This is a genomic window from Nannocystis pusilla, assembly GCF_020073745.1.
GTDB lineage: Bacteria > Myxococcota_A > Polyangia > Nannocystales > Nannocystaceae > Nannocystis > Nannocystis radixulma.
On sequence record NZ_JAIRAU010000001.1, the window covers coordinates 1,359,726 to 1,372,007 of the forward strand.

9 protein-coding genes are annotated in these 12,282 nt (G+C 71.9%); 2 read left to right on the plus strand and 7 right to left on the minus strand.

Annotated elements, in window-relative coordinates; translation table 11 throughout:
- Nucleotides 1-252: 252 nt before the first annotated feature.
- The 4 genes from K7C98_RS05375 to K7C98_RS05390 form a co-directional block, all read right to left on the minus strand.
- The gene (locus K7C98_RS05375; RefSeq protein ID WP_224190430.1) at nucleotides 253-1,968 is read right to left on the minus strand and encodes a tetratricopeptide repeat protein; all 1,716 of its coding nucleotides are present in this window, start codon (nucleotides 1,966-1,968) and stop codon (nucleotides 253-255) included.
- 513 nt (nucleotides 1,969-2,481) lie between these two features.
- The gene (locus tag K7C98_RS05380; protein WP_224190432.1) at nucleotides 2,482-3,711 is read right to left on the minus strand and encodes a restriction endonuclease subunit S; all 1,230 of its coding nucleotides are present in this window, start codon (nucleotides 3,709-3,711) and stop codon (nucleotides 2,482-2,484) included.
- Complete coding sequence (locus tag K7C98_RS05385; RefSeq protein WP_224190433.1) at nucleotides 3,704-5,128, minus strand: HsdM family class I SAM-dependent methyltransferase; 1,425 nt, start codon at nucleotides 5,126-5,128, stop codon at nucleotides 3,704-3,706. Before K7C98_RS05385 ends, K7C98_RS05380 begins: the two co-directional genes overlap by 8 nt.
- A gap of 536 nt (nucleotides 5,129-5,664) precedes the next feature.
- Complete coding sequence (locus K7C98_RS05390; RefSeq protein WP_224190434.1) at nucleotides 5,665-6,480, minus strand: hypothetical protein; 816 nt, start codon at nucleotides 6,478-6,480, stop codon at nucleotides 5,665-5,667.
- Between the two features lie 13 nt (nucleotides 6,481-6,493).
- On the opposite strand from K7C98_RS05390, the gene K7C98_RS05395 reads away from it, so the two are divergent.
- Nucleotides 6,494-7,030 carry a hypothetical protein gene (locus K7C98_RS05395; protein WP_224190436.1) on the plus strand — a complete coding sequence of 179 codons (537 nt, stop codon included), beginning with the start codon at nucleotides 6,494-6,496 and terminating at the stop codon, nucleotides 7,028-7,030.
- Nucleotides 7,031-7,176: 146 nt separating this feature from the next.
- On the opposite strand, the gene K7C98_RS05400 is transcribed toward K7C98_RS05395, so the two are convergent.
- From K7C98_RS05400 to K7C98_RS05410, 3 genes are all read right to left on the minus strand, one after another.
- The gene (locus K7C98_RS05400; RefSeq protein WP_224190437.1) at nucleotides 7,177-8,067 is read right to left on the minus strand and encodes a nucleoside hydrolase; all 891 of its coding nucleotides are present in this window, start codon (nucleotides 8,065-8,067) and stop codon (nucleotides 7,177-7,179) included.
- A 116-nt stretch (nucleotides 8,068-8,183) separates the two neighbouring features.
- Nucleotides 8,184-9,608, minus strand: a complete 1,425-nt coding sequence (locus tag K7C98_RS05405) for a hypothetical protein (protein WP_224190438.1) — start codon at nucleotides 9,606-9,608, stop codon at nucleotides 8,184-8,186.
- Between the two features lie 252 nt (nucleotides 9,609-9,860).
- On the minus strand, nucleotides 9,861-11,186 hold the full coding sequence (locus K7C98_RS05410; RefSeq protein WP_224190439.1) for a cytochrome P450: 1,326 nt from the start codon (nucleotides 11,184-11,186) through the stop codon (nucleotides 9,861-9,863).
- A 185-nt stretch (nucleotides 11,187-11,371) separates the two neighbouring features.
- On the opposite strand from K7C98_RS05410, the gene K7C98_RS05415 reads away from it, so the two are divergent.
- Nucleotides 11,372-12,166, plus strand: coding sequence for a DUF1295 domain-containing protein (locus tag K7C98_RS05415; protein WP_224190441.1), 795 nt, complete (start codon nucleotides 11,372-11,374; stop codon nucleotides 12,164-12,166).
- Nucleotides 12,167-12,282: the final 116 nt, after the last annotated feature.

The window sequence follows — 12,282 nt, forward strand, 5'->3', positions numbered from 1 at the left end:
ATCGTACGAGCACAGTGATGCCGATGCGGGCGATCGTCCACTTGTAGCGAGCAAGTGTCCGCGACTGGCCGAACGGCCAGAGGAAGCCGTCCACGCCCTGCAGCGAATCGACCGCGGCGCCGCGAGCGTCGCCGGAATTCCTCCATTGTGGTCAGCGGCCATTCGTCCATTCGCGGGCCGCGAATGCGAGCCGTGCGCGGATCCGCGCCGGGTTTCGCTGGCACGATGAGGTATGATGATTGCCGACCTCGTTCAGAACGCGGTCCGCTCGAGCTCGAAGTCGGCGAAGGCCCAGGCGTCGAGGTAGTCGCGCTCGGCCTTCCGCGCGGCGACCCTCTTCTTTTGCGCGGCGAGCGACTTCCACAGGCCGAAGTGGGCCCAGCCGTTGTTCGGGTTCCTCGCCAGGTCGGCGCGGTAGACGGCCTCGGCCTCGCGCGCCCGGCCGGCGTCGAGGAGGGCGGCGCCGAGGTAGTGACGCAGCGGATAGAACCAGTCGGCCGGCTCGTTGTAGGCGAGCGTGTCGGCGAGGGCGACCGCCCGCTGCCAGCGGGCCACCGTCTCGGGCGAGCGCTCGGCCTCGGCGGCGCGTGCCTCGACGACGTCGGCCGCCAGCTGGAGCACGCGCCTGCCGTTGTTGAGGCCCGCGAGCTGGTCCTCGGGCAGCTGGCGCATGATCTCCCGCACCGCCATCGCCTCGGCGTAGGCGCCCTCGATCTCGCCGGTCGCCGCCAGCGCCATGCCCCGCGCGTGGTGCCACAGCGCGACCAGGGTCTGGTGTTTCGGGTCGGGCTTGGAGGCGCCGAAGACCTCGTCCCAGCGGCCGAAGCGGACCATCACCAGCAGCGGCTCCGACAGGAAGAAGTCCATGCCCGGCATGCCGCACACGACGTCGCGCGGCATGTGCTCGGCCGACTTGCGCGCGGCCTCGAGCGACTCTGCGCTGCGGCCCTGCATCGACGCGGCGTAGGCGAGGAAGCCGTAATTGTGGGCGAGGTAGAGCGGGTAATAGCCGATCGGCTCGACGCGGGCCAGGTAGCGCTGATCGACCTGGATCGCGCGGCGGTTGGCCTCGGCGGCGTCGCCGTAGCGGCCGACCCGCTGGTAGATGTGGGCCGGCATGTGGACGATGTGACCGGCCCCGGGCATGAGCCCGGGCAGCCGATCGGCGGCGGCGACCGCCCGCTCCGGCCGCGGCGAGGCCTCGACGGCGTGGATGTAGAAATGATTGGCCCCGGGGTGCGACTCGTCGCGCGCGAGCACCGATTCGAGGGTCTCGACGATCTCGCGGGTCCCGGGCGCGGGGACGCCCTCGCTGCTCCACAATCGCCAGGGGTTGGCGTTCATCAGCGCCTCGGCGAACAGCACCTGGACGTCGAGGTCGTCGGGGAAGCGCCTGGCGACGTCGCGCATCTCGCCGGCGTAGATGCGGTTGTAGGCCTCCATCTCCTCGGGAGGGGCGTATTCGGAGCCCTTGAAGCGCCGCGCCAGCGCGGCCACCAGCGCGACCTCGACCGGCTGGCCGTATTGCGCGTGCTCCTGCGCCCGCGTGATCGCGTCCCAGGCGGCGCGCGCGCGGTCGGGCAGCATCGGGATGTTGTAATTGGGCCCGAGCGCGTAGGCGACGCCCCACAGGCACATGGCGCAGCTGGGGTCGAGCTCGACGGCGCGGGCGAACGAGCGCGCGGCCTCGTCGTGGTTGAATCCATACAGGAGGGCGAGGCCCTGATCGAAGAACGCCTGCGCCTGTGGTGATTGGGTGGTGACCTTGCGCCGGTGGTCGCCGAGGTCGTCGAAAAGGATGGCGCCGCGGGCCAGCGCGATCAGCGTCCACGACTCGCCGCGCGTCGGGTCGGCGGTCGCCGCGGCGCCGGAGCCGGTGCCGCCGGCCGGCGGATCGGTGGACCCGTCCCCGGCGTGCCGACCGCAGGCGAGCAGGGCCAGGACGGCGATCGTTCGAACTCGAGACATGACAGCGAGGCTCCGCTGCTCAAGGTACGCCGAGACGCGAGCCGCGCTCGACGGGCGCCGGAACCCCACCCGGGGGTTCACGCCGGGGGCCCCCGGACGGCTCCGCGGAGTAGACTGCCGTCGGCGCCAGCTTCTGCTGCGGGGGACGCGCGCCAGTGCCATGAATCACCGCCGCGACCGTCGAGGCCGCGAGGCAGGCCGTCGCGGCCGGGCGAGGCGTTCGCCGCATTCACCGGCGCCGGGCCGAGCGGCAGAGCGGGCCGTCCACCGCCCACAGCAAGGAGGCCGCGGACATGCTTTTAAAAACAACATGTCCTTTGGACAATGTATGGAGCGAGGCGCGGCCGGGGCGAGCGCGGCCGGTCCGCTTTTTGGCGGGTCCGCGACCGGTCAGTTGCCGCCGCGGGGGCGGGGTGCATGGCGTCGTCGCTGGCCGCCGTCGTCGCTGCCCTTCGGGGACTGCATATAGACATCGCCGGCCCCGAGGCTGGTTCGGGTGCGCATCACCGCAGCTCAGGGGACGGCCGGCCGGCCGGCGACGCGCGGCGGCGCGAGGGCGCCGGACACCAGGCCCGGGAGCAAATGATCGCGGAGCTCGGCCAGCGCGCGCGACTCGTGGCGCGCGTGGTCGATGCGCACGAGCAACGGGCGCGTCACCTCGGCGAAGGCGGCGCGCAGGCGCGGCGGCGGCAGGGCGATCGCGTGGTCGAGCACGGCGTCGCGCGGCAGCGACAGCACCGTCGTGCCGGCGGCGAAGCCGGCCGCGCGCGCGCGAAACTCGGGCTGCTGGAGCGCGAAGTACACGAAATCGCGCCACTCCTCGCAGCCGCGGCGGAAGCGGACGGCGTAGACGTGGTGCGTGAACAGCAGCGGGCCCTCGCCGAGCTCGGGGACCCGCAGCGGTACGCCGATCAGCTCGCGCCGCTGGGTCAGGTCGGTGTTGGCGATCATGAGGTCGCCGGCGCGGACGAGGTGGCGCTCGCTGTGACGGCCGCCGTAGCGCCGCGGGAGCTCGTCGAAGCCGAGCTCGGGGCGCGGGGCGAACTGACCGAGGCCGAGCAGGCGCGGGCCGGCGTCGCCGAGCAGCTCGCCGCGGTACGACAGGCCCTTGTCGAGGTCGAACAGATCGCCGAGGCGGGCGGCCTTCCAGTCGCGCCCCGGACCGCCGGGGAGGTCGACGAACTGGGCGCGGAAGCGGGCCCGGGCGATCTCCGCGAGGGTGAGGCACAGGCGCTCGTTGAGCTCGACCTTGTCGTCGAGGGCCCCGAGCGCGTCGACGATCGCGCGCTGCCGGGTCGGCGTGGGCATGGCGATCGGCGTGCGCAGGAGCGCCGACTTGGTGAGGATCGGCTGGGCCGAACCCCCGGCGGCGGCGCGCAGCTCGCGACGCCGGGCCCGCAGGTCGTAATAGACATAGCGGGCGCTGTTGGGCGGCTCGACGATGATCGCGGCCAGCTGCTGATTGATGGCAGTGTCGATGCCGGCGCAGGCGGTGCGGCCGAGGTCGGCGCCGATGCACACGAGGAGGACGCAGCCCCGCGGGGCCCGGGCGGCGGCGATCAGGCCCGCGCCCTGCTCGGTGAGGCTGCGGGCGGCGCTGTCGACGATGCGGCGGCCGTCGAGGTCGGCGGGCGTGACGAACGGGACGGGCCCGCCGAAGTGCGTCGGGTCGTCGCCCGGGGGCGTGCTGCCGATGACGATCCTGCCGAGCGCGCCCAGTGTGGTGAGGCGGCGCTCAGTCAACGCCGAGCCCCCGGACGAGCTCGCGGAGCTTGCGATCGAGCTCGGCGGCGGTGACGAGCTGGGCGGCGAGGGTCTCGGCGAGCCGGCGCATGCGCTCCGCGTACGGCTCGGTCGGGGTGGGCTCGGCGGCGGCGCCGACGTAGCGCCCGGGCGTGAGCACGAATTCCTGGCGCGCGATCTCGGCGAGGTCGACGGCCCGCGCGAATCCGGGGACGTCGACCCGCGACGAGGCCTCCGCGCCGCGCCGACTCGCGCCGGTCCGACGTCGTTCGCCGCGCCAGGTGCGATAGGTGCCGGCGATCGTGTCGATGTCGTCGCGCGAGAGCTCGCGCATGGTGCGGGTGACCATGCTGCCGAGGTGACGCGCGTCGATGAAGAGGGTCTCGCCGCGGCGGTCGCGGCCGTCGCCGCCGCGCTTGTCGGCGGCGAAGATCCACAGACAGGCCGGGATCGACGTCGCGTAGAACAATTGCGCGGGCAGGGCGACCACGCAGTCGAGCTTGTCGGCCTCGACGATCGCGCGGCGCATGTCGCCCTCGCCCGAGCGGCGCGAGCTCAGGCTGCCGCACGCGAGCACCACGCCGGCGACGCCCTGCGGCGCGAGGTGGTGGAGGACGTGCTGGACCCACGCGAAGTTGGCGCAGCGCGGCGGCGGTCGACCGTAGCGCCAGCGCGGATCGTCGGGTTCGGCCTCGCCCCACGCGCTGGCGTTGAAGGGCGGGTTGGCGAGGATGTAGTCGGCGCGCAGGTCGGGGTGGAGGTCGCGGCGCAGGGTGTCGCCGGGGCCGGGGCCGAGGTCGCCCTGCAGGCCCCGCAGCGCGAGGTTCATCTTCGCCAGGCGCCAGGTGGTCGGGTTCGACTCCTGTCCGAAGAGACAGATGTCGCGCGTGCGTGCGCTGTGTACGAACATGCCGCCGCTGCCGCAGCACGGGTCGTAGACCCGGCCGGCCTTGGGGGCCAGCATGGCGACGAGCAGCTGGACGACGCCGCGCGGGGTGTAGAACTGACCGCCCTTGCGCCCCTCGGCGCTGGCGAACTCGGCGAGGAAGTACTCGTAGATCCGCCCGAGCAGGTCGCGGTCGCCGTCGATGTCGACGCTGCCGACGAGCGCGACCAGCTCCTCGAGACAGGCGGGCTCGAGGCCCGAACCTTTATAGCGCGCGGTCAGGACTCCGGTCAGCGAGGCGTCGTCGCGCTCGATCTTCTCCAGGGCCCGGTCGAGCTTGACCCCGAGGTCGGAGCTGCCGCGCGAGGATGCCAGCTTCGACCACTCGCGCGGGCGGCAACGCAAGAACACCAGCCCGAGGACGATGTGCTTGTAGGCGGCCGCATCGAGGTGATGGCGGAGCTTGTTGGCCGCGAGCCACAGCTGGCGCTCGAGGGTGTTGTCGTCACGGCGCACACGCTGGCCCGTCATCGTTCGACGCGAGGATACGTCAGCCCGGACGCGGGGGGCGCGCAATCGCGCATGAGCCAAAACACGCCAGAACGGCCCCAGACGCGGGGTGACTGCTGGGGTGAAGTTGCCGATGCAACGAGAGCGGGTGTTCAGGTCAACGCCCCCTGCCCGCTGCCAGGCGCCCGCAGGCGTGAGGGGCCCGGACCGCGGGCGTGTCGTCGATCGCGGAGGCGGAGACGTGAACGCCGTCATGCCGGACGTCGACGCGCCACCCGTGCCGACCGGCGTGATTCGCGCGAGCGATCGCGCGGACGAATGAACAGAGGTCATTCCAACACAATCGACAAACGAAACTCGTTTCGACCTGTTCCTCGAGACATCTGTGCGAGAGGTCGATGGCGGCGGCGACTCCGCATGTTCGACCGACGCGACGCGAGGAGGGCGCACGTGTTTCAACAGCCGGGGTTTTCGCGGGCGCCGGCTCCGCCGAGGCCCGAGTCGGCGCCCGTGACGCCGATTTGATGGTTTATTGATGGCGCTTGATGGAGTCCACTTCATGGTGGGTTCATGGCGAAAAAGATGGTCATCGCGGTGGGGCTATTTCTTGCGGGCTGCGGCGAGGGTAACCCTGGTGATTCAGCGACAGTCGGTGCCACCAGCACCGGTAATCTGAGTACGGATTCGACGGCCGCGACCGCCGACAACCCGACCTCGGGGATCAGCGATTCCAACGGGCTGACGACGACCGCGCAAGGGACCGAGTCGATGAGCGATTCGGCGACGGCCGGTGACACCGCGAGCGCGACCGACAGCGCGTCGGGCAACCCGAGCGGGACGGACAGCGCGAGCGCGACGGACAGCGGGAGCGGGACGGAGAACGCGAGCGCGACAGACAGCGGGAACGGGACGGACAGCGCGAGCGCGACGGACAGCGCGAGCGCGACGGACAGCGGGAACGGGACGGAGAACGCGAGCGCGACGGACAGCGGGAACGGGACGGACAGCGGGAACGGATCGAACAGCGGGAACGGATCGAACAGCGGGAACGGGACGGACAGCGGAAACGGGTCGGACAGCGGGAACGGATCGAACAGCGGGAACGGAACGGACAGCGGAAACGGGACGAGCAGCGGAAACGGGACGGACAGCGGAAACGGGACGGACAGCGCGTCAGAGAGCGGAGCGGAGAGCGTGAGCGCATCAGAGAGCGGAGCGGAGAGCGCGAGCGCGACGGAGAGCGCGAGCGCGACCGACAGCGGAGCGGAGAGCGCGAGCGCGACGGACAGCGGAGCGGAGAGCGCGAGCGCGACGGACAGCGCGGGCGACACCGGAGGAGTGGCCGAGACCGACACGGCCGGGATCGAGTGCACCCCACAGATTTGTATGAACGACGGCCAGATCCACCAGTGCGGCGATTGCCTCAACAACGACGGCGACGAGGGGATCGACTGCGCCGACCTGGAGTGCTTCGGACCGTGCGACGACAGCGAGGAGCTGTTCGGCTCGCCGCTCGAAGACAAGGATCCGTGCAAGCAGGACTGCTACTTCGACGGCAACGGCGGCCAGGGCGGCGCCGATTGTCAGTGGAACCTCAAGTGCGACGAGCTGGAGCCGGGCGGCCCGGTGTGCAAGTACAATCCGGGCCTCTACCCCGCGAACCCCGTGGGCCCCTGGGACTTCGGCAAGTGCGTCGACGGCAACGCGGAGACCTGCAAGGACAACTGCGATGCGCCGAACGGCTGCGACTGCTTCGGCTGCTGCACGATCGGGGCGGATGACTACTTCATCGGCAGCCCGAATTGCAGCACCGACACCCTCGAGAACTGCAATCCGTGCACGAAGCAGGAGTGGTGCAATAACCCGTGCGACGACGGCGAGGTTTGCTACCCCGAGATCGATGCGTCGGAGTGCGCCGGCTGACCCACCGAGGCGCCGCGATCCGCGGCGCATGATGCCGTGAATCGTCGACGCGGCAGGCCGGGCGCGCGCCCGACCTGCCGCCGAGTCGTGCGAGCGCCTTGATGATTCGATCCGCGTGTCCGCGCACGGGGTCCTTTGTTAAAGAATCAACAGGCGAGGAAGGTGGCGAGGAAGCGCGGCCTGTCGTAATCGACGATGATGAAGGTCCGCGTGCCCTCGGCGAGGCGGGCGCCCCACTCGCCCTTCGCGCGGTAGACCTCGACCTCCGCCCAGGCGCCGATCGATCCGTCGATCGCGCAGCAGGCGGCCAGCGGGTCGTGGATGATCTTGCCGGCGGGGTGCTTGCGCAGATAATGATCCATGCCGCGCCAGATCAGCGCCAGGCTGGCGCTGCGCTGGCGCAGCTCGGTGACCTGCGCGTGGACCCCGGCGTCGTACACCACGCCGTGGCACACGTTCTTCGAGACGAAGCGGCGCGAGCGGATGCCGGGATGCGCGAGCGCGGCGAGCACCGCCTTCGGATCGCCGTTGAGGTTGAAGCTCGGGCAGGTGACGAGGCCGCGGAATTTCTCGAGCTGCCGCTCGGCCGGGACGACGCCCTCTCCGGCGAATCCGCCCTGCACGACGAGGCGGTCGAGCACGAATTCGTCGGCGTGCGGGCCGCGAATGACGCCGCCGAGGTTCTTGAGCGCGGCGCCGGTGACGAGGGTGACGCCCGGTCGCAGGGCGCGGCGCAGCAGCTCGGGGCCGGGCTCGGCGTCGCGCGAGGGGGCGATCGCGCCGTAGGCGTCGTAGTGCCATTGCGAGACGCACGGCTTGTCGCGGCCGAGGTCGTAGGCGCCGACCGGGATGTCGTCGCGGCCGAGCTCGCGCAGGGCCCAGCGGACGACGCCGACCTGCTCGGCGGTGCCGGGCGTGACGGTGACGGCGCGCAGGTCGACCCGCGGATGACCGAGCAACATCAGCAAGGTGAGGAAGTCGTCCGGGTCGCTGGTCTCCATGTCCCAGACCAGCGGGATGCGCTCGTCGTGCTGCACGCGCACGAGCGTAGTCGCGGGGCGGCGCGGACGGAAGTCGATCGCGGGCGCGCGAAGTCGCGAGCGCGACGGCTGCGGTCACGACACGAGGCGCGCGCGCGGCTCGTGCGGTGCGGTCAGCGGCCCGGCAGGCGCACCGACAGCAGGTGCTCGACGAGGGCGCTCTGCTCGGCGGGGGTGAAGCCGGCGCCGGGGTCGACCCAGAACTCGTGGCCGACGCCGCGCACGTGGAGGGCCCAGCGCGTGGCGTCGGCGTGGTTGGCCGCGATGACGCGGGCGCGCAGCTCGCGATCGACGAGGGCGCGCAGGCTGGCGCGCGGATCGATGGGGAGGCCGCGGGCGCGGATGTTGCCGACGCCGACGACGCTCTCGGCGGGCGCGACGGCGACGCCGCCGTCGTGAAGATAGGGCGCGCTCCACCACAAGCCGACGAGGCCGGGGATCTTGTAACCACTCTGGCCATTGGCGCGCGCGGGGTCGGTGCCGACGCGGGCGTGCGGGAGGACCGATTGCGTGGTGTAGGCCGGACCGGCATGACAGCGCTCGCAGCCGGCGCGGACGAACACCTGGCGCCCGCGCGCGGCGGCGGCGGCGTCGACGACGACCTCGGGCGGGCGCAACGCGTCCTGCCAGGCGGCCATGGCGACGATCCGCTCCCACTCGGGCGGGGGGACGTAGGGCGCGCTGACGGCGTGGAGGCTGGTGGGGCCATTGATGTAAAGCGCGAGGCCGCCGAGCGGGCCGGCGCGCGAGGAGCCGGTCCAGCCGTAGGGCGCCTCCTCGTGGACGAAGACGTCGGGGATCCGCGTCGGGTTGGCGGCGCCGTCGAGGGTGGCGTCGAAGCTGCCCGGAGGCCAGGCCGCCAGCGTGCGATCGACGGCCTCCTCGAGCGCGGCCTCGTCAGGGTCGGGGCCGATGTCGGTGTGCCCGCGGTAGGCCGCGCTGTTGGGCGCGAGCGCGAGGAGCAGGCCGATCTGCAGGTCGCTGTTGGCCGCGCCGTGGATCACTTGCCTGGTCTCGGGATCGACGGTCGAGTGACACAGCGCGCAGGTGATGCCGACACGCAGCTGATAACGGTCCATGTGCACGACCACGCCGAGCGGCAAGATCGAGCCGGCGGCGACGTCGAGGCCGGTGTCGACGGTGGTGCCGCGCGCGTAGGTCTGACCGCCGATCGTGACGTCCTCGCTCAGCTCGATCGCCAGGTTGGTGGTGCCGGCGCCGTGCAATCCGATCAGGGCCTGCGCGACCGGCCACGTCCTCATCGGGCCGCGCAACACGCCCATGACGTCGGTGAAGAACACGTCGTTGCCGAAATCCTCGCCGTAAAAGTCGCTACGACCACGGTCGAGGTCGGCGGGGTCGACGGCGGCGGCCTCGATCTCGGGGTTGAGCGAGGCGCTGTCGCCGGGACGCGACGCACACTGCCACGGAACGAGCCCCACGACCGCGACGAGGGCGGCGAACGCGATCGCCGCGATCGCCACCCGACGGCGCCAACGCGCCCGGCGGACGTGGAAGACCCGAACTGCGGCTGCCATGAACCCTCCCTCTTGCGCGTCGCCTGTCCCCGGGGACTGGTGACGCCCGGTAGAACCATGGGGCAGGCCAACGGGCGTTCAACCACATCGGTGCAGGCGTAGAAGCCGCCTCATGCGGGGCGCGGAGGATCTTGGCGGGAGATGTGGGAGCTTCGATCGTCGCGGTGACGCAGGAATCGCGGGCGCGGGTTCCGCCCGCAATAACCCGCGCCGCGAGCCCACCGCCGCGAGCAGACCCGCGCCGCAGGACCTTCAGCGCCGCTGCAACGTGGCCCGCATCCCGCCCGCGGGCCGCAGCGTGATCGAGAACTGCGGGCGCGGGCGATCGGCCGGGCGCACGATCGGCCGCCAGCGGCGAGCGAGCGTGGCGAGCACCAGCACGAGCTCGAGCGTGGCGAAGTTGTTGCCGATGCACAGGCGCGGGCCGCCGCCGAACGGGAAGTAGGCGAAGCGGGGGATCCGTCGCGCGAGGTCGCCGTCCCACCGCTCGGGCTCGAACGCGTCGGGCCGCGGGAAGTGACGCGGATCGCGGTGCGCGGCCCACTGGAACATCCAGATCTGTGCCCCGCGCGGGACGGGCACGCCGCCGAGCTCGAGGTCCTCGAGCGCCTCGCGGCCGACGCTCCACGCCGGCGGGTACAGCCGCATGCTCTCGTGCACGACCCAGTCGGTGTAACGCAGCGCCGGCACGTCGGCGAGCGTCGGCGGGCGATCGCCGAGCACGCGGTCGAGCTCGGCGCGCAGACGATCCCACGCGGCCGGGTTCTGCGACAACAACATCCACGTCCACGACAGCGCCAGCGCGGTGGTCTCGTGACCGGCGACGAACAGGATGAAGGCCTCGTCGCGCAGCTGCTCGTCGCTCATCTGCCCGCCCTCGTCGTCGCGCGCGCGCAGCAGCATCGACAGCAGGTCGCCCTCGTCGCGGCCGCTCGCGCGCCGGGCGGCGATGATGCCGCGGATGGCGCCGTCGATGCGGGCGCGGGCCTCGGCGAAGCGGCGGTTCTTGGGCAGCGGCAGGCCGGCGAGCCAGGGGAAGAAGGCGTAGGTCGGGTCGGAGAAGCGGGCCATGATGAGGTCGAGCGAGCCGCCGATCGTGTCGGCGATGGCGCGGTCGACCCCGGAGGAGAACAGGGTGGCGGCGACGATGTCGAGGGTGAGTCGCATCATCGCCGCGTGGATGTCGAGGACCTGTCCCTCGCGCCAGGTCGATGCGAGGCGCTCGGCGTGCTCGACCATGACGTCGGCGTAGCCGGCGATCCGCTCGCGGTGGAAGGCCGGCTGGGCCAACCGCCGCTGGCGGCGCCAGAACTCGCCGTCGCTGACGAGCAGGCCGTTGCCGGTGACGAGCGCGAGGTCGCGGGTGATGCGATCCTTGATGAAGAGCTTGCTGCGGCCGACGAGGACGTCGTCGATGATGTCGGGGTCGGCGGTGAACCAGGGCGACGAGCCAGGCATGTGGACCTGGTGGATCGGCGCGGCGGCGGCGTGGCGAGCGATGAACTGCTCGGGCCGGAAGAACATGTGCAGGAGGTTGCTCGGGGCCTGCAGCCGGCGGGGGAGCGGGAGTTCGATCATGACGACGGGCCGACGATAGCGGAGAGATCTCGACGCGTCCACGCGGGGCCGTCGCGGCCGCGCAGGGACGCGGGGGCCCCGGTGCGCGAGCGGCCTGGTCTTGAGGTCATGCGTGGACGACCGTCCGCGGCCCCTCGCGCGTCGCGCTCGTCGCGGGCGCGGTGGTTTCGACATACGATGCCGCCATGGACCCACTCCACGCCGCGTCAATCGCGTGCCTCGGCGCCGCCTCCCTGTGCTGGCTGCTCGCCGTCGTCACCCGCGAGTACTCGTGGGTCGACCGCCTGTGGTCGATCCTCCCGCCCGCCTACGTCGCCTGGTTCGCGTCGCAGTCGCAGGGCGAGGATTGCCGCCTGACGACGATGACGATCCTGGCGGGGCTGTGGGGCGCGCGGCTGACCTACAACTTCGCGCGCAAGGGCGGCTACGCGCCGGGCGGCGAGGACTACCGCTGGATCGAGCTGCGCCGCCGCCTGCCGCCGCCGGTGTTCGCGGTGTTCAACCTGGTGTTCATCGCGTTCGTGCAGAACGTGCTGCTGTTGCTGCTGGCGCTGCCGGCGTGGGTGGCCGCGTCGCCGAGCGCGGCGCCGTGGGGCCCGCTCGACACGCTGGCGACGCTGGTGTTCCTGGTCCTGCTCGCCGGCGAGACGATCGCCGATCAGCAGCAGTGGCGCTTCCAGTGCGCCAAGCGGGCCCGCGGCCAGGCGTACGGGCCCAAGTTCCTGACGCAGGGGCTGTTCCGTTACTCCCGCCACCCGAACTTCTTCTGCGAGGTGTCGATGTGGTGGACGTTCTACCTGTTCAGCGTGGCGTCGGGCGCGGGCTGGCTCAACGTGGCGATCGCCGGCCCGCTGCTGCTGACGGCGCTGTTCCACGGGTCGACCGCGTTCACCGAGCAGCTGACGCGCGCGAAGTATCCGACCTACGCCGACTATCAGCGGACCACGTCGCGCCTGGTGCCGTGGTTCCCGCGCCGCTGAGCGCGCGAGCCGGCGTCCGCCGCGGCGCGCCGTTCGTGGCGCGCGCCGCGGCGAGCGCGGTGGGGTGATTCATCGCCGCGAGCGCGCGCCACGTGTGTGCATCACCGTCGCGCGCG